We start from the raw sequence: 20,844 nt of genomic DNA, 5'->3' as shown, positions 1-20,844 counted from the left end.
ACATCATATATTCATAGAGAACTTTAATGACCGATATGGAAACAGTTGAGCCTCAAAAAGGCTTCAACAAAAATTTCTTCTGGAAAGTCGTCTATGTAGTTCTGTTGGTGGGAACGTGCCTGAGCTTTTATTGGGCCACACAGCAGACTGATTACATTTGGCGCTGGAACCGTCTCCCCCGATACTTTTACTACATCGAAACTGTCGATGTAAAAGCTGAAATCGAAGGAGAAGTCACATCCATCAGCAAAAAAGGAGACGACTCTGTTGTCATCGTCAGCGATGGGGCCGAGTCTGAATATTACACGATCCCCGGTTCGGACCTGCGTGTGGATATAGGTGACACCATTTACATGGGTGATTCCCTCGGTGAATATGAGGAAGGACGATGCGGGCTTTTACTCGAAGGTCTTCTTGTTACGATAGAAGTCAGTCTTGTTGCCATAGTATTTGGCATACTCCTTGGATTATTTACCGGTCTGGCACGGCTCTCTTCCAATCCCTGTATTAAGTGGACAGCCATTACCTACATTGAGTTGATCCGTGGGACTCCCCTGCTTGTCCAAATCATGATCTGGTATTTTGTTATCGGGACAATCATCAACAACCTCTCCCTTAAAGCTGGCTTGCCACAAATCCCGGAACTGTGGTTCGGCATCGCCTCATTAGCCATTTTCGCAGGGGCATATGTCGCGGAAATTGTTCGCGCTGGCATCCAGTCTATCCATAAAGGCCAAATGGAAGCAGCCCGCTCCCTTGGGATGACCAAAACAACAGCAATGATCAAAATCATTCTGCCCCAAGCCTTTAAACGTATCCTGCCCCCGCTTGCCGGTCAATTTATCAGCCTCATCAAAGACTCCTCCCTGCTCGGCGTCATCGCCATCAGGGAAATGACCAAAGCGACCCGAGAAGCGGTCACGACCAGCCTGATGCCTTATGAACTCTGGTTTTTATGCGGCGTCATGTACCTGGTCCTGACATTCGCTTTATCCATGTTTGTCCAGTATCTGGAAAGAAGGACGACGTCATGATAGATGTCCAAAACATATATAAAACATTCTTTGTCCCACACGAAGTACAGGCTCTCCATAATGTCTCCTACCACGTCGATCCAGGAGAAGTGGTCGTGGTCATCGGTCCTTCGGGATCAGGAAAGTCCACATTCCTTCGATGTCTGAATCGATTGGAACATGCCAATACCGGGCATATAATGATCGACGGAACAGACATCCTTGATCCCAAGACTGATATAAATAAAGTCCGTATGGAAGTTGGTATGGTCTTTCAGTCTTTTAATCTCTTCCCTCATTTGACGGTTCTGGAAAATGTCACGGTCGGTCAAACCTCCGTTCGTAGGCGAGGGAAAAAAGAATCTGCTGAAAAGGCGATGACATTGCTCAACAAGGTTGGGATTCACGCCAAAGCAGACAACTACCCTGCTCAACTTTCCGGTGGACAACAGCAACGAGTTGCCATCGCCAGAGCACTGGCTATGGACCCCAAGGTCATGCTTTTTGATGAACCCACATCCGCTCTTGATCCTGAGATGGTCGGAGAAGTCCTCGATGTCATGAAAACACTAGCCAAAGAAGGCATGACTATGATTGTCGTGACCCATGAAATGGGGTTTGCGCGTGAAGTCGCCGATCAAGTCGTTTTCATGGATGAAGGTAAAATCATTGAAGTCGGCACACCGGAACACTTCTTTACAGCACCCCGGAATGAACGGACAAAGCTATTCTTGAGTCAAATTCTATAAGGCTCTGCATAAACGACAAAAATGATACACGATCCCATTGGGGAGTGTGTTTCCAATGCCACTTTGAAAAAAACCAAATACAACGAATTTCAGTTGTATTTGGTTTTTTTCAATAGTGCTGCCCCGGAGCAGGTCCGATGATCCCTTGACAGCATGCCAACATCGTCTATTAGTATCTCACTGATTTGGGATGCTGAATTTCTTGGCATCTGGGCTTGAAACACCTCAAGAGCTCCCATTATCTTTTCACGAACAGGAAATATTGATGCTTGATGGCAAAACCATATTGATTACAGGCGGCACCGGATCGTTCGGCAAGAAGTTTGTCGAGATGGTGCTTGAAAAATATAATCCCAAAAAACTTATCATTTTCAGTCGTGATGAACTCAAACAGTTCGAAATGGCACAGGATTTTTCTGCCGACAAATACCCTTCCATACGGTATTTTATTGGCGACGTCCGGGACAAGGAAAGATTGTATAGAGCGTGCAAAGGTGTTGATGTCATTGTCCATGCTGCAGCCATGAAACAAGTCCCGGCCTCTGAATACAACCCGACTGAAGCGATTAAGACCAATATTTATGGCGCTCAAAACCTCATCAATGTCGCCGCGGACCTTCAGGTTGAATGCGTTGTCGCTCTCTCAACCGACAAAGCTGTTGCGCCAGTCAATCTCTACGGGGCTACAAAACTCGCGTCTGACAAACTCTTTATCGCTGCGAATGCATTTGCTGTTGGCCCAAGGTACTCGGTTGTCAGATATGGTAATGTCCTAGGAAGCCGAGGGAGCGTGGTTCCCTTTTTCATGAAAAAACGCACAGAAGGCGTACTTCCGATTACGGACGACCGGATGACTCGATTCTGGATTATTCTCGAAGAGGCGGTTGAAATGGTCTTCCGTGCCATAGAGCACTCTGCTGGCGGAGAAATTTATGTTCCCAAGATACCAAGCATGAAAATCACAGACATGGCAACAGCCATAGCTCCGGAGTGCGAGCAAACTGTCATTGGTATCAGACCGGGTGAAAAACTCCATGAATGCATGATTCCCGCTGAAGAATCCCGCAATGTAGTCGAGACTGAATACGGATACACCATTCTCCCGGAAACCGGCGTCATGACATACAAGGGAGACCTGAGCAATACCAAACCGGTTCCAGAAGGTTTTGCTTATAATTCAGACACCAATGCTGACTGGATATCTGTTGAAAAGCTCCGTGAGACATTAGTCAAGCAAGGGTACAAACTATAATCCCATGCCAAAAATTCCATACGGAAGACAATGCATCGATGATAATGATATCAAGGCCGTCACAGAAACACTCTGTTCCGATTACTTGACGACTGGCCCCAAAATCACTGAATTTGAAAATTCCGTTGCCTCCTTTTGTGGAGCAACGCACGGAGTGGCGGTATCCAATGGAACGGCTGCGCTCCATGCGACTCTGGCTGCACTTGATATCCAACCAGGAGATGAAATCATCGTTCCTCCGATGACGTTCGCAGCTTCAGCAAACTGTGTGCTTTACCGAGGGGCAACGCCGGTTTTCGCTGACGTTGAAGAAGGAACCCTCCTAATCGATCCTTCAAGGATTGAAGAAAAGATCACCGATAAAACCAAGGCGATCATTGCAGTCGACTATGCAGGACAGCCGTGTGATTGGGATCAGTTGCACAGCCTTGCCCTCAAGTACAACCTTCCACTGGTTGCGGATGGGTGCCATGCACTGGGGGCACGCTGGAATGGGAAAAAAGTTGGAACAATGGCCGACATGACTGTCTTTTCTTTTCACCCGGTCAAACATGTTGCAACAGGTGAAGGAGGCATGATTCTTACCAACTCCAAGCAGTTGGCAGAGAAACTCAGAATATTTCGCAATCACGGCATCACCACCGACGCCCGGGCGCGGGAAAAGACCGGAGCGTGGTATTATGAGATGCAGGAACTTGGGTATAATTACAGACTGACAGATATTCAGGCAGCGCTTGGCATTAGCCAGATGAAAAAATTGCCGAATTTTCTTGAGAGACGCCGCGAAATAGCAACATTCTACGATCACCAATTCACCAAGAGTACAGTTCGCCCCCTCACAGTTCACGCAATGGCTGAACATGCATACCATCTCTACGTTGTCCGCTTACAAAATCGGGACACGGTATACGAACAACTTCGCAACAAAGGCATTTTCGCTCAAGTTCACTATATTCCTGTTCACCTGCACCCATATTACAAAGAAAACCTCGGGACATTCGAAGGCTTGTGCCCGGTTGCCGAGGCAGCATACCAGGAAATTCTTTCTCTGCCCATGTTCCCATCGCTTACTGATGAAGAGATGCATTATGTCGCAGACACTGTTCTGGAGCTGGCATGAATATAGCGATCATACCAGCCCGAGGCGGGAGCAAGCGTATCCCTCAAAAAAATACCCGAAATTTCTGTGGTAAACCTATCAGTGGATACTCTATTGAAGCTGCTCTCGAAACCAATCTTTTCGAACCGTCATCGCTACCACTGGCAACTATTGAATTGCCGATATTGCACATTATTTCCAACAATATCAAACTATTAAGTACTTTTCAATATTAGCTTGATACTTTTTACTTCTATTCTTGGGAAGCAACTCCCCTCAAAATAGAGATTCCAACTTATCAGCTACTAGTTAGTGCTTATTCTATATAAAAATACTCAAAAAAAATCACAGCCAACACAAAAATTTCAAACAATATGAAACCCAATTTAACAACATATACCCCGAAGCGAATTCTCGTGTGCCAGTTACGGCAGATTGGAGATGTGCTGCTTTCGACGCCATCTATTCGGCTGTTGGCAGAACGCTACCCAGATGCACAGATTGATGTTTTGACAGAAAAAAAATGTGTTCCGGTTCTGGAAAACAATCCCAGAATCGCTGCCATCAAATCAATCGATAAGGCTGCTTTGAAAAATCCGATCAAAGCTCTCGCCTATTATGCCCACGTTGGAAGAGGAAACTACGACCTCATTGTTGATTTTCAACAGCTTCCCCGATGCAAATGGGTTACCCGTTTTTCAAATGCGCCTGTCAAACTGACATATACTCCTCCATGGTACAACAAACCAACCTATACTCATTGGGTGGATATGGAATACGGATATGCGGCCAAATGCAAAGCCAGTGTACTCAAACCACTTGATATTGAATGGAATGGAGAAAAACCAGAGCTATGGTTAACTGACAAAGAGCGCACTTTTGCCACTGATTTTCTTGAGCACAGTGGAATCAAAAACTCTTTATTCATAACGGTTGACCCAAGTCACCGCCGCGAAACCAGACGCTGGCCAAGCCGTCATTTTGCAGAACTTATTCGACTGCTGAAAAAACATCATCCAAGCCTCCATGCTGTCATCCTCTACGGTCCGGGAGAAAAAGAGCTTGCAGAAAAAGTCGCAGCCCAAGCGGGCAAAAGAGCTTTTGCAACGAACTCCATGCTCTCACTGCGAGAAATGGCCGCGATACAGGAACGCGCTTCCATGCACCTAGGGAACTGCTCTGCACCCAGACACTTTGCCGTGGCAGTTGATACTCCATCACTGATCATCCAAGGCGCAACAGGGACAGGCTGGGGCTTCCCTTCTGAAGAGCATGTAAGTGCTACAAAAAAACTTCCCTGCTATCCTTGCAACAAGAACAGTTGTCGATTCGGCACACGTGAATGTCTGGAAGAATTCTATCCAGACGATATTCTTGACGAGGCCTTACGAATACTCAAATTTGGCTTGCAAAAAAAAACATAGACTACTTGTTCTTATCTTTCCTGTCATCACGCCTGTTTTTATACGTAATAGAGGCAAGACATCCGGCTAATCCGCCAAGAACAACAGCTTTGGTAGCCGGAATCAACTCCGTAAAGCTGAAAAAATATCCAAGAGCACACCCGGCTATAATGCCCTTTGCCAAAGCATCAATCCACGCCATGAACTCTTTTGAGTCGTCATTCATCGTTACAAATCCTTAAAAAAATACTTATAGTAATGAAAAAAGCTGCGTAGACTGCTGCGGTGTCATTGATTCAAAACTCGTTCCTATACCCGGCATCCGCATAGCTTCTCCCCAGCGACCGCACCAGCGTATTTTCAACTCTATAGGAGTTTTGTCCTCAAATTCATTGACAACTATCCATGCTGAACTCAGTAATTGCCAGTCACTCACAGAATAAATGAAACATCCGTGCTCTGAAAGATTGACTGTCACTGTTCGCTCTGCAGCCAAAGCGGCATCACATATGGTATCCAAAAGCAATACATTAAGAATGACTTCCTTTCTCGGCGCCACTCGTATTGACCTTGGATAAAACGGAACGCATTCTTCGAGAATAAACTCACCGAGATCCCTATTATCGCGAAGAGTCCCCCCTTGCGCAAGTCCACGAATCCCTCCAAAATGAGGATTGTACATCAATCGCAGAACAGGAAACCGATCCATTATCCGGGTGATTCTATTCTTATCTTCACAATCACACCGAATCATGGTGGGAACATCAACAAGTAGCCCGCTATATGCGACGCATGTAAGAGCAGCCGTCATGCCATCCGGCGAAGAAATACAGTCCACCTGAACATCCAAACCCTGAAGGACTTTGATGTAAGCCGTTCGGGCCAACCCCGCTTCAGCTATAAGTAAAATCTTTGTTTTCAACGTATCAAGCCTCCCAAAACAGAGATGCATAGGACCATAAATGCTCCATATTGACAAGCAAGGTGAACGATCCTTTTTTCTGATTGGAAAAACACCTTTACTCCAACCCTGACAGAAATCATCTCTGTCACAATAAATAAATGATATTGTCCCCAATCGTCACTTGACATCGATTCTCAATATCACTAAAAGTCGTACGTCAGCCATAAAAATGGCTTTAATCTTTTGGGGGTTTCAATGTTAGATTCTATTATCGTCGGCGCCATCGTCCTGTTGGCGGCATTCTTTGTAGGCAAGCGACTTTACAAGCAATTCTCTAGCAAATCATCTGCTTGCGGGTGTTCTGGATGCGGAGATAGCGGGTGTTGTTCCAGCATCAAGTCATCCCCGGATTCACACAGTTGCGAAAGTGCAAAATAATTTTTGCACTTCTGTTGATAATGAATTTCAACTCCAAGTAAGAGGATCTCACCAATGAGCAAAGAAATCTGTTTGAGAGAAGCAAAAGTAAATGAGACGCTGAAAATCGTCACAGTTATGGCCGGAGGAGAACTCGGCCGTCGGATCAGAGACATGGGGCTTATCCCTGGGACCGAGTGCAAAGTCATTGGCCGGGCTCCACTCAAGGACCCGGTTGCCTTACGACTGAAGGACTTCACACTGACACTTCGCAATAGTGAAGCAGACCACATTACCGTATCGACTCAGGAGGCGTAAACAATGGCACAGCACACAATCGGCATCGCAGGCAATCCAAACTGCGGTAAAACAACGACTTTTAATGCCCTTACCGGCGCACGGCAACATGTCGCCAACTGGCCAGGGGTCACTGTTGACAAAAAATTCGGTTACATTCACAGCGGAAATGATTCTCTTGAAATCGTTGACCTCCCTGGAACTTACTCTCTGACTGCGTATACACAGGAAGAAATTGTCGCTCGAAATTTCCTGGTCGACGAACGCCCAGAAGCCATTATTGATGTACTGAACGCCGATGCCCTGGAACGCAACCTCTACTTGGCTGTGCAGATCATGGAACTCGGTGTGCCCCTGGTACTCGGGCTGAACATGATGGATGAAGTCAAATCCAGTGGAAAAAGCATTAATAGTCAACGCCTGGCTCAACTCAGCGGATGCGAAGTTGTCGAAACGGTAGCCCGCTCAGGCAAAGGCACGGATGCACTGCTTTCTGCCGCGCTCAAGCTCTCCAAGGAAAGAAAAGGACAGTGGAATCCTTTGAATATTTCCTATGGTCCAGACCTGGACCCGGTTCTCGACGATATGATGAAAATCATTGAAGCGGAAAATTTTCTTACCAGCAAAGTTCCTGCACGATGGACAGGGATCAAATACCTTGAAGGTGACGAAGAAGTCATGGTCAAGGGGCGGATGGCCAATCGCGCACTGTCGGATAAACTGGAAGCGATGGCCAAAAAAGTCGGTCAGCATACAGAAACGACTTTAAAAGCTTCTCCGGACGCTATTATCGCCGACTATCGCTATGGATTTATTGCCGGAATTATCAAGGATGTAGTCTCCTACCCAGTCCACAACGAAGATCGTATCAGCCGTTCCGACAAAATGGATAAGGTCCTGACGCATACAGTTCTTGGACCACTGATTATGCTTGCCATAATCTATGTAATTTATCAGGTCACTTTCAGCGTGGGTGAGATTCCCATGGGATGGGTGGAAAACTTTTTCGGATGGGCGAACGAAACCGCGACCAATTTATTACCCGACGGCTTGCTGCGTTCTCTGATCGTCTCAGGTATTATCGATGGTGTCGGCGGCGTTATGGGATTTGTTCCGCTTATTATGTGCATGTTCCTCATGATCTCCTTCCTGGAAGACTCTGGTTACATTGCACGTATGGCCTACATGCTTGACAAGGTCTTCAAGATTTTTGGTCTTCATGGAACATCAGTTTTACCCTTCATCGTCTCTGGCGGTATTGCTGGAGGTTGTGCGGTGCCAGGCGTCATGGCTACCAGAACCCTGAGAAGTCCAAAGGAAAAATTGGCCACTATTTTCGTTGCACCATACATGACTTGTGGTGCCAAGGTGCCTGTCTTCCTGATGTTGACAGCAGCGTTCTTCCCGACCAATGCAGCTTCTGTCATGATGATGATCACTCTGGGTGCATGGTGCATGGCCTTGATTGTGGCACGCATGCTCCGGTCATCTGTCATCAAAGGTGAAGCCACTCCATTCGTCATGGAGCTTCCCCCTTACCGTATGCCAACCTTCCGAGGTGTTCTGATTCACACATGGGAGCGTTCCTGGGAATATATCAAGAAAGCCGGTACCATCATTCTCGGCATATCCATTTTGATATGGGTCATGATGACCTTCCCGCAGATGTCCGAAGAACGAGCCGCTGGCTTTGAAGCTCAACGCGCCCCAATAGTTGCACAAATCGAAGCTCTTGGTGACAATGCCCCGGAAGAAGCAGTGGCTGAACTCGAAGACAAAATCACCGACATCGATAACTTCGAAGCAGAAGAAGCAATTCGCGGAACTATCGCAGGGTCCATTGGAACTGCCTTGGAACCCATTTCCAAGCTTGCTGGATTTAACTGGCGTACCAATATCGCTCTGACAGGTGGCTTTGCGGCCAAGGAAGTCATCGTCTCTACCCTCGGCACAGCCTACTCCATCGGAGAAGTTGATCCTGAAGAAGTCGAACCTCTCTCTGTTCAGCTTGTGAAAGATCCCGAATTCACCACGGCTTCGGCTGTGGCACTGATCATCTTTACAATGTTGTACGCTCCTTGCTTTGTGACAGTCGTCGCCATGGCCAGAGAGTCCAGCTGGAAATGGGCATCCTACAGTGTTATCGGTTCGACAACCCTTGCTTTTGTCTTGGCTGTCCTCGGTTTCAACATCACCAACGCGCTCCTCTAACAGTAAGTAATATGACTCAATCAAAGGGAAGTCCTCCAGGGCTTCCCTTTTCTTTTCCCCCTGATTGACCTATGGTCCGGGAGCGAGAAGAACTGAATTGGGAAAATGATGCTTAATACCCTGAAGAACTTGCTAAAAGATGCGGCTAAGGCCAGCCTTGAAATGTTCAAGGTCATGATTCCAATCATCCTTCTTGTCAAAGTATTTCAAGAACTTGGCCTTATCCAATATCTGGCATGGCCCTTGACCCCAATTATGGGACCTTTGGGACTCCCTCCTGAAATGGGTCTCGTATGGGGGACCGCCATAATCAATACAACTTATGCAGGACTCATCGTCTTTCTTTCTCTGGCATCTGAAACGACGTTGACAGTTGCTCAGGCATCAGTCCTTTCAGTCCTCATACTTGTTGCCCATTCTCTCCCAATGGAAAGTTCCATTGCCCGGAAATCCGGCGCTCGATTTTTCTTTCAATGCTTTATCCGCCTGACAGGAGCATTGATCCTCGGCTTCCTTCTCCACATTTTTTTTACAACGACTGGCCTTTTGCAAGAACAAGCGATTTTTGCTTTCCATGCTGCCCCAGAAATAACGCATTCCACCTCTCTCTTTTTATGGGTCTTGGATCAAATCCGAACTCTGGGCTCCATTTTTTTTATTATTCTCGGCCTGATGACCATCATGAGAATTCTTCAGTTCATCAAGGTCATAGACCTCATAAACAGAGTCCTGCGCCCCATCCTGAAAGCTATCGGTATCGGCCCTAAAGCATCTGCAATCACAGTCATAGGTCTCACTATGGGCCTGTCCTATGGGGGTGGATTGATTATCAATGAAGCCCGTAATGAAACGATTGGCAAGAAAGATGTCTTTTACTCACTCACGCTCATGGGGTTGTGCCATTCTCTGATTGAAGATACTTTTCTCCTCATGCTTATCGGAAGTAATTTTCACGCCATATTCTGGGGGCGGCTCTTCTTTGCGATCATGGTCATGGCCGGTATTGTTCAGATCGTCAGGATGCTCCCCGCAAGCTTTACAGGCAAATATCTGTGGGTTAGAAATTAATTGATAAAAAGGAGTATATCATGTCTGACATCAAGCTTATCCATACTGATCAAGCACCTGCTGCCGTAGGACCGTATTCTCAAGCGACTAAAACTGATGGGAAAATCTATGTTTCCGGACAACTGGGGCTGATTCCAGAGAAAGGGGAACTTGCCCTTGGGTTCGAGGCCCAAACCCGACAAGCCCTTGAGAATTTGAAAACGATTCTTGCCGCCGGAGGTTCCGGGCTGAATAAAGTACTTAGCGTTGATGTCTTTGTTACTGACATGAGCCAATTCCCAAATCTGAATGCCATTTATGCCGAATACTTCTCGGCTCATAAGCCAGCCAGAGCTGCAATTGAAGTCTCAGCCCTTCCTCTTGGCGGACTCGTCGAATTCAAATGCATCGCACTGGCTGATTGATTCGATAATCTGAGATCATAATGGAACTTCACTTGACAGTCGTCAGGAGCATCAGCTAATCAAAATAAATCATGCATAAAAATACCGCTCGTTTCTTTTTCTTTTTTAGCTTCTATTTTAGAAATACCTGCGGTCTTGGTGTGCACTAGTTCATAATAAACAACGAATCACTAACGAGGCCGCGGGACACCGCGGCCTCGTTTTTTTTGGGCCGCACCACGGCTCCAAACAAGGAGAACACAATGCATCTGGGTAAAGCGATTCGAATGGAAAGAATCATGAACAGGAATAACGGCCGTACGATTGTTGTCCCACTTGATCATGGCGTTACTATCGGCCCCATCTATGGACTGATTGATTTACGAGATACCGTCAACCAGGTTGCAGAAGGTGGGGCAAACGCCATGCTCATGCATAAAGGAATCCCACGCTGCTCCCATAGAGCTGGAGGAAAGGACATCGGCTTGATCATTCACCTTTCAGCGTCGACCTCCCTTTCTCCATTTCCCAATGCGAAATCGATGGTCGGGACTGTTACCGACGCTATCAAACTTGGTGCTGATGCGGTCTCAATCCATGTCAATCTAGGCGATGAAACAGAACCCAATATGTTGGCAGACCTGGGAGCCCTCTGCTCTGAAGCCAATGAATGGGGAATGCCTGTTTTGGCCATGATGTACGCCCGAGGCCCCAAAATTACCAACGAATACGATCCCGCCATTGTCGCACATTGTGCTCGTGCCGGTGTTGAACTCGGTGCGGATATTGTCAAGGTCAACTATACTGGAGACCCGGCGTCTTTCACTCAAGTTACAGACGGATGTTGTGTTCCCGTGGTCATAGCAGGTGGACCGAAGATGGAAAACGACCGTGATTTGGTGCAAATGGTCTATGACTCCATCCAGGCTGGTGGATCCGGCCTCTCTGTCGGCAGAAATATTTTCCAGCACAAACATCCTGCCAAAATCGTCGCGGCGTTAAACAAAGTCGTTCACGAGAACTGGGATGTTGATGCAGCCATGGAACTTTTATAGGCAGAGGCAGGCAATGAGAATATATCGGAAATATATGCTGCCCTGTCATTTTTTCGACAGAGATGCACATTTTTTCCCCTATCGGAAAAGACGAAAGCGCTGGGACAGCCCTTAACTCTCTGATATAGTACATAGTAAAAATAATCAGCCCAGGCCTCTATCCACTGGCATGGATCGTGCTTATATATAAAGTACCTGGGATACAGGTCAGGCTGGAAAGCGATCGGGGACCAACATAAACAGAAGGTTGAAAAGGCCATAAGCCTACTTAACAAAACGTTCCAGTCCATCCGCCAACGGTTGAACGGGTAAAAGAAAATTCAAAAGGGCCTTCTCTTAAGAGAAAGCCCTTTTGAATTTTCTTTTACCCCGCCCTTGTTGACCAGTATGGAGCTCAGACCGAGAAATAAAAACCGAAGACACCCTCGTGCTCAGATTCACTGGGTACAATACAATTGTACAAGCCGAGTTATTTACCGAATTTCACTTTAACAGTGGACAGATACAGTTCCATACGATCAATATGCATATGGCTTGTTACACAATCTTTCATTTTTGCGGCTTCTTCAAGAGCAAGACCAATCTTCCCCATTCCCTTGAAACCGTATCCATACCCAGTTCCTTTGGCCGTATGCCCGAGCCTGGTCAGCGTCTCAAAATCCTTGCACTCCAAAGCAGTGCGCATGCTTTTAATATCCTTGCGAGAATTATCAAAAAAACGTTCCATCAACTCTTCAAGGTCAGGATCGATGATCTCGACAATCGGTGTATCAATCATACCACCCTCCTGGGTGAACCTGTTGTGTCAAGATTTACACCAACTTGAAATTACTTCAAAATATTCATAACGTCTTAGGCACATTCGCCAGTCGCATAAAAAATGTCAAGTAGAATTAGAGTGTTGCATATAATGAACCACCTCATACTAGCCTGTTTTCTCTGTATATCCATGGTCTCATGTACACGATATGATGCTGTACGCATTGTCCGAGCGGCAGCGACAGGAAATCCTGCAACCGCAGCACAGGCATTGGCACGAGATAAAGCCATCGGCTATGCAACGAACCCTGAAGCCCTTGCAACGGATATCAAACACTTCTCCTCGATGGTTGAGAAGCTTGTCACGTCAGTCGAAAAAGTTTGGGGGAAAGAGAATGTCCGCCTTCCTGAACCTAAAAGTTACGTCAAATATACGGACAATTATCTCTCCAGAGCCAGCATCGATTTCGATAGCGGTGTCATAACAATCGAAACCCTTGCAACAGAAACGCCAAAAAAAAACTTGAAGAATGCGATTGTAACAACTCTCCTGACCCCTGGAGATCCCAGGGCTGTCGATCTCTACTCTGCACAAACGGTAAAACTGGGTGATACACCTTTTCTTCTTGGCGAAGTTAAGGATCAAGACAACAAGGATATCCGTTGGGCATGGCGTGCTGAACACTTTGCCGACTATCTGATCAAAAACTCTCTTGAAACAAAAAAGAATGGTCACAAGACAGTCCACTCTGTCAGCATAAGCATGGTCAGGGATCATCTGGACATCAGAGCGAAAAAGTACGAACAACTGGTCAAATCGGCAGCAAAACGATTTTCTGTCAGCAAAAATCTCATTTATGCCATCATGAAGGTAGAATCGGACTTCAACCCATTTGCCACGAGCGCAGCCATGGCACTGGGACTTATGCAGGTTGTTCCCAAAACTGCCGGTAGCGATGTTTATCAATTTTTGCATGGGAAAAAAGGCACCCCATCCCGAAAGGATCTACTCATGCCGGCAACCAACATAACATACGGCTCGGCATATCTTCATTTACTCGACACCCGTTTCCTCAATGGGATCAAAAGCCCTGTCTCAAGAGAATATTGTGTCATAGCTGGCTATAACGGAGGAGCTGGAACTGTTTTGAACACTTTTAATAAAAACCGCAAAAAAGCAGTAGCCGCTATCAACGCAGCCCCGCCGGCTAAGGTCTACAGCACCCTGCGCAAACATCTCGCTTATCAAGAAACAAGACGATATCTTGGCAAAGTGCTCGATGCGAAAAAACACTTCGTCAACTTCTAAATAAAGCGCCCAATGCTCCCCATGGAAATTATCACCGAAACGATTCAAGCAGTGACACTGGCAATACACCGTATCGCCCCAGGGCTGTCCGTTCAGGCCATGCGCTCCACAGGGGCGATCGCCCTTGGCATTCTCGCACTTTTTTTACTCATTCGCGCCATACGACTCTTTCGAGGAAGCGGGAAACAAACATCCCACAAAAGGTATAATATCCCTCGTATCCTTCAGCAGGAAGGCGCTACCATAGATATTCTCAACTCGCTGGATCAAGATGGTGTGGCAATTCGATGCGTCATAACTTCAGCATCCTCGGGAAAAATTCATTGTGAGATCATAGAACGACTGGATACTCTGAAAATACATGAAGGCAACGACCTTATTTGTCTCTTTGCTCCACTGAAGACAGACAAGGGAAAAACCAACTCCTTTACGGCCAAGCTGATTGAGTCGGATAAATCCGGCCGAAAAACAAACAGAATCATCCTCACGGCCCCAAGAGAATACACGCTCATCCCGCGCCGAAAGCATAGCCGAAAAAAGGTTGCCGACCAGCAGTTCATCCGTGTCAAATTATGGGTCGAGGATGCGCGTACATCCGACATTCCATTCGAAGATGCGGCAGCACAAATAGCAGTCAACTCCTTCACCGATGAAGGGCCAGGGCAATCAGCCAATGCAGTAATAAATATTTCGAACGGAGGACTTGGCCTCAGTGTTCAAAATAGCATCATCCCAGAAACCTGCGCTGTAGGATCACCCGTTGTTATCAATCTGTTCATGTTCAACTTTCGGGAAAAATCATTCAAACCCTACTGGTATTTCGGGAAAATACGAACTTTGGTAGAAGGTCGTCCGGGTTTTTCTCGAATGGGAATCCAGTTCAAAGGCATGGGAGAACCGTCTGAAAAGAATGGTGTCATGGAGTGGGAGGAATTCTGAGTGCCCGCCTCGAATGAGACGCTTGCCTGGTCGACCGTTACACGCTGAACATGAAACGAGTTGCCTCTCATCAAAATGGAAAGAACGCCCTGACCATATACTGATCAAGGCGCTCCGGCTATCCACTTTTTTCGAGGAGATCAGCCTTTTTTGCTGACAAACCGTTCCCGTGCGAGCCGTGGCATATTGCCAGAACCAAAACTGTATCCGGCTATCCGGCGATTTTGTTGTTTCATGTTTGAAAGATCACGTTTGAGCGAAGAACGTAATCGATACCCGGCATCGGTTATTTCATCAAGAAGTGACTTCAACTCGACGAGACGATCGGCAATCATGGTCTGACTCTCTTTATCAAGCCCTGCCATTGCTTCGTCGAGGATCCGTTCACGATCCTTGGACAATTTTTCTGCCTTGAAAACATCACCACGAGACAGAAATCCCAGCTCCTGTCGCCCGAGAGACAATGCTTCGTCGATCATTTGTCGCCGAGTAGCCATATCTACCTCTTTGCCGTGCGAATGTCGTCGCGAATCTGTTTGATGACTTTCTTCCATTTTTCCACCGCCGGGAGAAATTCATATTCAAGCAAGTCTGCAAGAAGAATCCAATCCTCATTTTCAAGCACCGAAGACATCTCCGTAAACATGTCATTCAACTCTTCGGCATTCTGCTCATATTCCTTATGATCTTTGAGCGAATACTCATCGCGCAACACACCGATCATACGCAGAAAATTCCGGATGACTTCCAATAAATCCTGATATGTTTCAAGGGCCTCGGCATCATCTGCCTGACGGAAAAGCTCGGCGACATGCTTGCCTCCTTCAGCCATGATGTTGACAACCTTATAGAGTTCCAGGGTGATCTCCACAGCCATGTCATCTGTGGCCATGGTCACGATCTCAATGGATTCAACATCCGACATTTCAATATCTTCGGCCTGATGAGGATAAATTTCAGTGAAAGGCTCCTCATTGACCATGACATCTGTGACTATACGATTTTCCAGATGCCCTTCTTCCACGACCTTATTGAAAACCTGCTCAAGATTTTCAAAATTCTGGCTGCTGATATCATACTGTTTACCATCAATAACAATCATTTCAATCTCCTCCTCGAAAAGGGATGATAAATTTTCCGTTTAAATCGGTTCGATCGACTTATTACAATATTCGTGCCGATCACTTGAATTCATACAACATTGAGGCAAAAAGTTCTCGGTATCGTTCTGTAACTTCGAGCAGGGAGTCAAGGTCATCACCACACCCCTGGGACTCGAACATCCATAAAATTCCCAAGATGTTAAGATAACGATTTGCCCCCAGTATATTTTGCAAACGTTGCCAGGATGCAAGGAATTTACTTTTGGCTTGCGGTCGCGGATTTTTAGCAAGCAGCATGCCCTGCTGGCTCAATAAAAAAAGCATATCGTGAGCACTCGTCAAAGTTTTGGATATTTCATCGGCCATAGGTGCAGAAAGGGTTGAGACAAGTCCTGTTTTCTCAGGCGGAGAGTCTCCATCCAAGAAACGGGAATAGTAAGCATGTTGCATGGCAATCCAAAGAGTACGGTCTTCTTGATCGTGCCCAGAAAGTGAAGTCAAGCCCATGAAGCCATCTTCACACATTCTGGTCAGCCAAGCCCTGCTCCCTGAGGCTTTGACACCGCCCCTACCCTGCAAAAGAACCGTAAGCGCCTCGTAAAAGACCTCGGACGTGACTATTCTCCGACAAACATGTTGATTGGGACACGGCTTACCAAAATCGCACGGATGACACTCCAGATCAGGTTCAAGACAGATATTGCCTGCACTGTATGGGCCGGTATCCCAAGGTTGAGCTGTTGCAAGAAAGACCGCACAGACAGGAATACCAAGCCCTGCCGCAAGGTGCATCGTTCCCGTGTCATTGGTCATCAGCGCATCACACTGACACAAGACCCCAGCCAATTCCACAAGAGAAGTTTTGCCTATAAGGGAAATGACCGGAAATAAAGCGCCCTCCACAAACCGTTCCCCAAGCTCTGCCTCCCCTTTGGTCCCGAGCAGAACAGGGATGAGACCGTCGTGCTCCCAGGCCAGACGTGCTGTTTCTCGGAAAGAATCCACAGGCCATCGCCGCCGATCTTCGCTCGCACCCAACTGAACAGCAATATAACCTCGCCCTTTGTGAGGCATGGCGGAAGCCAAAACACCTCGTGCATGTTCAAGGATGTTTTCATCCGGTCGAACCAAATCAAGAGTACTCCCCTCGCCCCTCAACTCAGCAGTCCGGCGAAAGATGTCACACACATTGAATGGACTGGCACCACGATTACTTCCCCCGATTTGAAGAAAGGCAGCCCACGCAGAAGTGTCCGCATTGAAACCAAACTCATCGACCCCGAACCCAACGACACTCGCATCTGCCACAGCAAGGTCGGACGCAAGCAACCGAGAAGAAATGGACGGAGTCAAATTAACAACACGATCTGGTAAAAAAGCATCAAGGATATCCGCCTTGAATTGAGAAGCATCCCGAATCGCCAACTGCCACTGCTCATCAAGCTTGGAAAGTAATCCTGCTCCAGGGAACGAAAAGACCTTCTCCACCCCGTCAAGCAAGGTTGCTGCCGAAGCAAAATTCGAGAGGCAAACAAGGGCCACACGATGGCCCAAACTAGTATAACCGGAAATAACCGGCTGCGTCTGGATGAGGTCACCAAAACGAGTCAGATTGATAATCAGAACATTCACGAGGCAGTTCCTTTCCTGTTGTGCTGTCAATTCACTGTCAGCTAGGTACAGAGTGCAAATTCAGCACCGGCATCTCACAATCCATCCCCTGCCTGAACACGCTCCACGAATTTTGCAACGGTATGGATTGTCTCTTTCAACTGAGTCTCACCCTCCCCATCCAAAACCGACGGATCAAGATAACCATGATACGGAATGCTGTGCCGAAAGCAGGAAAGCCCGATTTCGAGTCGTTTCCCCTGAAGAAACTCCCACGCTTTCAACAAGTGTTCGCCAAGGTGCCTTTCAATATGTCCGGCGCCCACAAGCAGACGGAGCCTGTCGCAGGTATTATGGGAATGCAAGCCATACTTGAGTGCAAGTATCCGAATACTTTTGATGATATGGGTCAAAATTGATTTCTTGAGATTCAGGCACCCCTGCCATGGTCCTTCTTTTTCTGTAATAAAGGCCCCCCAGAAAGAGAGCGGGAGACGGTATTCGGTCAACTCTCCGATCAGCAATGATAGTGTGACAGGTTTGGTTCTCACATACTCCCAGACCTTTTCTCGCAAGCGGACGACTTCAGGCTCGGAGCCGAAGACTGCCTTGAAATCAAATATAAGACCTGATTGCCACGGTCCTTTTTCTATGGGATTCGACAGCCAACCGATCAACCGATGACACCATGTGTCAAAATCCCCACGCCACTCCACATTATTGACCATGACTTCACCACCACACAAAGGCAACCCCGCAGCATCAAGTGAAACAACAATCGATTGAGTGACCTGCTCCAAGTGGTCTCGATCGACAAAAGTATGTAAAAGCAAACCATTATCCTGATCAGACCCCAAGATCTGCTCATCGCGCCCGCCAGAACCAAATTCCATAAATGTGCACTGTGCCAACCATGGGGCATCTTCTGAATGCATTTCCAGAACAGCTCGAATCACGGACCGGTTGAACGCCGAGAGTTGCTTGCAGACCTCTTCGGCACTCGCCTCACACTCTGCCCCCTGCTGAACCAACTCATACCGTCTTGCACAAAGCACCCCCCAGTTTCCAGAGCAGACCATCTCGGAAATATCATCAAACTCAATGAAAGAAACGAATCGACCGTTCACCGATGTTCTTTCTCCTGATCGTCCTGAATCAAACGTATCCATAGCAATCTCCATGGCTCGGTCCAGACCGTTAACCGGAAAAAACCTCCCGTTAACCGGAGCCTGCAACAGAGATTTCTCCGTCACCGATAAGGTTTGACCGTTGACCGGAAAGGCAATGCGTCATTCAGATTCACTACTGTAAAAATAATCCGACAGCAAATTAACTCAATAAAAAAAAGGGGAGAATCATGAATCAAATTGAATCAATTCGGAAAAAACAACTTTCATTCGCGCTTGGCATAGGCATTCCGTATTTTGCCTTTGTTATTGCCATTTTCCTGCTTGTTTATCTTGCAGGAGATATGATCAGTCAAATTTCCATTCTGGCACTCCCGTTACACTACTGGCTGGTAGCCGTGGCAATCTATCCCATAACCTGGGGATTATTCATCTGGTATGTGAGCAAGGCCAATGAAATGGAAGATGAAATAGCAACCGAAATTCAGGGAGGATAAAATGGAAGCCGGATATCAAATACCTGTCATGGCCCTGATCCTCATCGGCTGCATGTTGACGTTTACAATAGTGACAACATTCATGTTTCGCAGCCAAAAGACTTCTGCTGACTATTATCTGGCAGGACGCAAAGTCAATTCGTTCATCAATGCTTCCGCCATTTCATCCGACTATTTGTCAGCCGCTTCATTTCTTGGAGTCGCAGGCGTGGCATTCCTGTACGGTTTTGACGGTATTATCTATGCACTGGGTTTTTTCGTCGGATATATTGCACTCCTTCTGTTTCTGGCAAGCCCACTGAGAAAGTTCGGTCGTTACACTGTACCTGATTTCGTTTCAGAGCGTTTTCACTCAAAGACAGCACGCATACTCGGTGTCATCGGTGTTCTCTTTGTTTCCTTGTTCTACATGGCTCCACAAATGTTGGGGGCCGGGAAGGTCATGGGGCTTCTGCTAAATATCGACTACGAACCCTCCATTATTATCATCGCCTGCATCATCACATTCTATGTAACCGTTGGCGGTATGAAGGCAACAACGATTAATCAACTGGTCCAATTCTGGATTCTCTTCGGAGCCATGTTCCTGCTCGCATTCATCCCATTCATGGTAAAAGGATATACTTACAGCGATGTTGTCAGCTTTTTGGCGACCTTCAAGGGCCCGGACCCTGTGACTGGAAAGATCTTTGATGGAGCCGCATACACCGGGCCTGCGTATTGGTTGACGAATCTCAAAGACACATTGTCTCTCCTGCTGGCTCTCATGTTCGGCACAGCCGGTTTACCCCACATTCTAGTGCGTTTCTATACTGCACCGGATGGCAAAGCTGCACGCAGAACAGTCATATATGTTCTTTTGCTTATCGGCATGTTCTACATCCTTAGTCCCTATGTCGGTCATGTCATCCGCTATACCTATATGCAAGGTGAATCCATGGATGTCTCACCTCATCTCATGAAATGGCTCGCCGTCAATGGCAAGAATCTGGCAGTCCCGGTTGCTGGTTCTCATTTTGGAGGACAGATCTTGCTCGGTATTGTCGTTGCAGGAGCCTTTGCGGCCATCCTGTCCACTGTCGCCGGATTGATTATAGCCTGTGCGGGAGCAATCGGACATGACCTCGTGGTCAATATTTTCAACCCTGACATGCCGGAACAAACTCGCGTCAAAGTCGCTCGGCTCTCTTCAATATTGGTCGGGCTACTTGGCATCCCTCTGGGCTTCTGGGCGGAATCCATGCAGATAGCCGTTCTCGTCGGATTAGCCTTTGCCATCGCTGCTTCCACCTTTTTTCCCGTACTTGTGATGGGGGTCTGGTGGCCTCGAATGACGAAAAACGGTGCATGTGCAGGATTGACAACGGGCATTATCGGCTCATTCTTCATGATACTGGGAAAAGACCTGCTTCCCGATTTTTTGCAATACAAAAATCCGGGTGGATTCGTCATGCTCTTCTCCTTTTTAGCCATTTACGTGGCCTCAAAAATGGAAGTGTCCACCAAAGGAGAATCTGCCCTTCCCCCAGATACACAGAAAGTCATGGCGATACTGCACGGTCCCGAAAAACTCTGATCCGATATCGATATCTCTCACCTTGAAAAAGATCGGGGACGACCGTTACAGTCCCCGGTCTTTATGATAAGT

The 20,844-nt window shown here is 47.1% G+C and carries 23 protein-coding genes; 16 read left to right on the top strand and 7 right to left on the bottom strand.

All coding sequences use genetic code 11. The features are described 5' to 3' along the window. The first annotated feature begins 26 nt into the window (after positions 1 to 26). From BN4_RS00350 to BN4_RS00325, 6 genes are all read left to right on the top strand, one after another. The gene (locus tag BN4_RS00350; RefSeq protein ID WP_015413358.1) at positions 27 to 1,034 is read left to right on the top strand and encodes an amino acid ABC transporter permease; all 1,008 of its coding nucleotides are present in this window, start codon (positions 27 to 29) and stop codon (positions 1,032 to 1,034) included. Further along, entirely contained in the window at positions 1,031 to 1,762 is a 732-nt protein-coding gene (locus tag BN4_RS00345) for an amino acid ABC transporter ATP-binding protein (protein WP_015413357.1), read from the top strand. The genes BN4_RS00350 and BN4_RS00345 overlap by 4 nt, the downstream gene beginning before the upstream one ends. Positions 1,763 to 2,027: 265 nt before the next feature. Continuing rightward, entirely contained in the window at positions 2,028 to 3,014 is a 987-nt protein-coding gene (pseB, locus tag BN4_RS00340) for a UDP-N-acetylglucosamine 4,6-dehydratase (inverting) (protein ID WP_015413356.1), read from the top strand. 4 nt (positions 3,015 to 3,018) lie between these two features. Then, positions 3,019 to 4,134 carry a UDP-4-amino-4,6-dideoxy-N-acetyl-beta-L-altrosamine transaminase gene (pseC, locus tag BN4_RS00335; protein WP_015413355.1) on the top strand — a complete coding sequence of 372 codons (1,116 nt, stop codon included), beginning with the start codon at positions 3,019 to 3,021 and terminating at the stop codon, positions 4,132 to 4,134. Next, positions 4,131 to 4,349, top strand: coding sequence for a cytidylyltransferase domain-containing protein (locus BN4_RS00330; protein ID WP_015413354.1), 219 nt, complete (start codon positions 4,131 to 4,133; stop codon positions 4,347 to 4,349). Before pseC ends, BN4_RS00330 begins: the two co-directional genes overlap by 4 nt. 138 nt (positions 4,350 to 4,487) lie before the next feature. Then, positions 4,488 to 5,537 carry a glycosyltransferase family 9 protein gene (locus BN4_RS00325; RefSeq protein WP_015413353.1) on the top strand — a complete coding sequence of 350 codons (1,050 nt, stop codon included), beginning with the start codon at positions 4,488 to 4,490 and terminating at the stop codon, positions 5,535 to 5,537. A 1-nt stretch (position 5,538) separates the two neighbouring features. Here the strand turns inward: BN4_RS00325 and BN4_RS00320 are convergent, their stop codons facing one another. Continuing rightward, positions 5,539 to 5,742: a hypothetical protein gene (locus tag BN4_RS00320; RefSeq protein WP_015413352.1), complete on the bottom strand. Its 204-nt coding sequence runs from the start codon at positions 5,740 to 5,742 to the stop codon at positions 5,539 to 5,541. A 24-nt stretch (positions 5,743 to 5,766) separates the two neighbouring features. Then, positions 5,767 to 6,438 carry a PilZ domain-containing protein gene (locus BN4_RS00315; RefSeq protein ID WP_157871218.1) on the bottom strand — a complete coding sequence of 224 codons (672 nt, stop codon included), beginning with the start codon at positions 6,436 to 6,438 and terminating at the stop codon, positions 5,767 to 5,769. A gap of 237 nt (positions 6,439 to 6,675) precedes the next feature. On the opposite strand from BN4_RS00315, the gene BN4_RS17400 reads away from it, so the two are divergent. The 6 genes from BN4_RS17400 to BN4_RS00290 all read left to right on the top strand — a co-directional run bounded on the left by BN4_RS17400 (position 6,676) and on the right by BN4_RS00290 (position 11,851). Continuing rightward, positions 6,676 to 6,858, top strand: coding sequence for a FeoB-associated Cys-rich membrane protein (locus BN4_RS17400; RefSeq protein ID WP_083863056.1), 183 nt, complete (start codon positions 6,676 to 6,678; stop codon positions 6,856 to 6,858). 54 nt (positions 6,859 to 6,912) lie between these two features. Continuing rightward, positions 6,913 to 7,155, top strand: coding sequence for a FeoA family protein (locus BN4_RS00310; protein ID WP_015413349.1), 243 nt, complete (start codon positions 6,913 to 6,915; stop codon positions 7,153 to 7,155). Positions 7,156 to 7,158: 3 nt separating this feature from the next. Next, positions 7,159 to 9,345: a ferrous iron transport protein B gene (gene feoB, locus BN4_RS00305; RefSeq protein WP_015413348.1), complete on the top strand. Its 2,187-nt coding sequence runs from the start codon at positions 7,159 to 7,161 to the stop codon at positions 9,343 to 9,345. Between the two features lie 105 nt (positions 9,346 to 9,450). Then, positions 9,451 to 10,413 (top strand): hypothetical protein, encoded by a 963-nt coding sequence (locus tag BN4_RS00300; RefSeq protein ID WP_041720062.1) that lies wholly within the window; start codon positions 9,451 to 9,453, stop codon positions 10,411 to 10,413. A 20-nt stretch (positions 10,414 to 10,433) separates the two neighbouring features. Further along, positions 10,434 to 10,817, top strand: coding sequence for a Rid family detoxifying hydrolase (locus tag BN4_RS00295; protein WP_015413346.1), 384 nt, complete (start codon positions 10,434 to 10,436; stop codon positions 10,815 to 10,817). A 242-nt stretch (positions 10,818 to 11,059) separates the two neighbouring features. Then, positions 11,060 to 11,851, top strand: coding sequence for a 2-amino-3,7-dideoxy-D-threo-hept-6-ulosonate synthase (locus BN4_RS00290; RefSeq protein WP_015413344.1), 792 nt, complete (start codon positions 11,060 to 11,062; stop codon positions 11,849 to 11,851). Positions 11,852 to 12,320: 469 nt separating this feature from the next. On the opposite strand, the gene BN4_RS00285 is transcribed toward BN4_RS00290, so the two are convergent. Next, complete coding sequence (locus tag BN4_RS00285; RefSeq protein ID WP_015413343.1) at positions 12,321 to 12,629, bottom strand: Hpt domain-containing protein; 309 nt, start codon at positions 12,627 to 12,629, stop codon at positions 12,321 to 12,323. 132 nt (positions 12,630 to 12,761) lie between these two features. On the opposite strand from BN4_RS00285, the gene mltC reads away from it, so the two are divergent. Continuing rightward, positions 12,762 to 13,919, top strand: coding sequence for a membrane-bound lytic murein transglycosylase MltC (gene mltC, locus BN4_RS00280; protein WP_015413342.1), 1,158 nt, complete (start codon positions 12,762 to 12,764; stop codon positions 13,917 to 13,919). A gap of 21 nt (positions 13,920 to 13,940) precedes the next feature. Further along, positions 13,941 to 14,858, top strand: a complete 918-nt coding sequence (locus BN4_RS00275) for a hypothetical protein (protein WP_231856556.1) — start codon at positions 13,941 to 13,943, stop codon at positions 14,856 to 14,858. Positions 14,859 to 14,998: 140 nt separating this feature from the next. Here BN4_RS00275 and BN4_RS00270 read toward each other — a convergent pair whose 3' ends face one another. From BN4_RS00270 to BN4_RS00255, 4 genes are all read right to left on the bottom strand, one after another. Further along, a complete protein-coding gene (locus tag BN4_RS00270) occupies positions 14,999 to 15,355 on the bottom strand; it encodes a hypothetical protein (protein ID WP_041720061.1) in 357 nt (118 codons plus the stop codon). 2 nt (positions 15,356 to 15,357) lie between these two features. After that, the gene (locus tag BN4_RS00265) at positions 15,358 to 15,960 is read right to left on the bottom strand and encodes a hypothetical protein (RefSeq protein ID WP_015413339.1); all 603 of its coding nucleotides are present in this window, start codon (positions 15,958 to 15,960) and stop codon (positions 15,358 to 15,360) included. A gap of 79 nt (positions 15,961 to 16,039) precedes the next feature. Beyond that, positions 16,040 to 17,593 (bottom strand): glycosyltransferase family 9 protein, encoded by a 1,554-nt coding sequence (locus tag BN4_RS00260; protein WP_015413338.1) that lies wholly within the window; start codon positions 17,591 to 17,593, stop codon positions 16,040 to 16,042. Between the two features lie 74 nt (positions 17,594 to 17,667). After that, a complete protein-coding gene (locus BN4_RS00255) occupies positions 17,668 to 18,741 on the bottom strand; it encodes a putative nucleotidyltransferase substrate binding domain-containing protein (RefSeq protein ID WP_015413337.1) in 1,074 nt (357 codons plus the stop codon). Between the two features lie 188 nt (positions 18,742 to 18,929). Between BN4_RS00255 and BN4_RS00250 the strand changes: the two genes are divergently transcribed. Both BN4_RS00250 and BN4_RS00245 read left to right on the top strand, forming a co-directional pair. Next, positions 18,930 to 19,196, top strand: coding sequence for a DUF485 domain-containing protein (locus tag BN4_RS00250; RefSeq protein WP_015413336.1), 267 nt, complete (start codon positions 18,930 to 18,932; stop codon positions 19,194 to 19,196). A gap of 1 nt (position 19,197) precedes the next feature. Continuing rightward, complete coding sequence (locus BN4_RS00245; RefSeq protein WP_015413335.1) at positions 19,198 to 20,772, top strand: sodium/solute symporter; 1,575 nt, start codon at positions 19,198 to 19,200, stop codon at positions 20,770 to 20,772. The last annotated feature ends 72 nt before the right edge of the window (positions 20,773 to 20,844 follow it).

The sequence above is a fragment of the Pseudodesulfovibrio piezophilus C1TLV30 genome, assembly GCF_000341895.1.
GTDB lineage: Bacteria > Desulfobacterota > Desulfovibrionia > Desulfovibrionales > Desulfovibrionaceae > Pseudodesulfovibrio > Pseudodesulfovibrio piezophilus.
Note: the sequence above shows the minus strand (reverse complement) of the source record. Positions and strands in the feature narration are given on the sequence as shown.

Excerpts from the sequence above, each read along its gene's own strand:
- BN4_RS00285 (WP_015413343.1), bottom strand. The coding sequence starts at position 12,629 with ATGATTGATACACCGATTGTCGAGATCATCGATCCTGACCTTGAAGAG.
- mltC (WP_015413342.1), top strand. The coding sequence starts at position 12,762 with ATGAACCACCTCATACTAGCCTGTTTTCTCTGTATATCCATGGTCTCA.
- BN4_RS00270 (WP_041720061.1), bottom strand. The coding sequence starts at position 15,355 with ATGGCTACTCGGCGACAAATGATCGACGAAGCATTGTCTCTCGGGCGA.
- pseC (WP_015413355.1), top strand. The coding sequence starts at position 3,019 with ATGCCAAAAATTCCATACGGAAGACAATGCATCGATGATAATGATATC.
- BN4_RS00310 (WP_015413349.1), top strand. The coding sequence starts at position 6,913 with ATGAGCAAAGAAATCTGTTTGAGAGAAGCAAAAGTAAATGAGACGCTG.
- BN4_RS00255 (WP_015413337.1), bottom strand. The coding sequence starts at position 18,741 with ATGGATACGTTTGATTCAGGACGATCAGGAGAAAGAACATCGGTGAAC.
- BN4_RS00275 (WP_231856556.1), top strand. The coding sequence starts at position 13,941 with ATGGAAATTATCACCGAAACGATTCAAGCAGTGACACTGGCAATACAC.
- BN4_RS00290 (WP_015413344.1), top strand. The coding sequence starts at position 11,060 with ATGCATCTGGGTAAAGCGATTCGAATGGAAAGAATCATGAACAGGAAT.
- BN4_RS00300 (WP_041720062.1), top strand. The coding sequence starts at position 9,451 with ATGATGCTTAATACCCTGAAGAACTTGCTAAAAGATGCGGCTAAGGCC.
- BN4_RS00245 (WP_015413335.1), top strand. The coding sequence starts at position 19,198 with ATGGAAGCCGGATATCAAATACCTGTCATGGCCCTGATCCTCATCGGC.
- BN4_RS00295 (WP_015413346.1), top strand. The coding sequence starts at position 10,434 with ATGTCTGACATCAAGCTTATCCATACTGATCAAGCACCTGCTGCCGTA.
- BN4_RS00325 (WP_015413353.1), top strand. The coding sequence starts at position 4,488 with ATGAAACCCAATTTAACAACATATACCCCGAAGCGAATTCTCGTGTGC.
- pseB (WP_015413356.1), top strand. The coding sequence starts at position 2,028 with ATGCTTGATGGCAAAACCATATTGATTACAGGCGGCACCGGATCGTTC.
- BN4_RS00320 (WP_015413352.1), bottom strand. The coding sequence starts at position 5,742 with ATGAATGACGACTCAAAAGAGTTCATGGCGTGGATTGATGCTTTGGCA.
- BN4_RS00250 (WP_015413336.1), top strand. The coding sequence starts at position 18,930 with ATGAATCAAATTGAATCAATTCGGAAAAAACAACTTTCATTCGCGCTT.
- BN4_RS00345 (WP_015413357.1), top strand. The coding sequence starts at position 1,031 with ATGATAGATGTCCAAAACATATATAAAACATTCTTTGTCCCACACGAA.
- BN4_RS00330 (WP_015413354.1), top strand. The coding sequence starts at position 4,131 with ATGAATATAGCGATCATACCAGCCCGAGGCGGGAGCAAGCGTATCCCT.
- feoB (WP_015413348.1), top strand. The coding sequence starts at position 7,159 with ATGGCACAGCACACAATCGGCATCGCAGGCAATCCAAACTGCGGTAAA.
- BN4_RS00265 (WP_015413339.1), bottom strand. The coding sequence starts at position 15,960 with ATGATTGTTATTGATGGTAAACAGTATGATATCAGCAGCCAGAATTTT.
- BN4_RS00350 (WP_015413358.1), top strand. The coding sequence starts at position 27 with ATGACCGATATGGAAACAGTTGAGCCTCAAAAAGGCTTCAACAAAAAT.
- BN4_RS17400 (WP_083863056.1), top strand. The coding sequence starts at position 6,676 with ATGTTAGATTCTATTATCGTCGGCGCCATCGTCCTGTTGGCGGCATTC.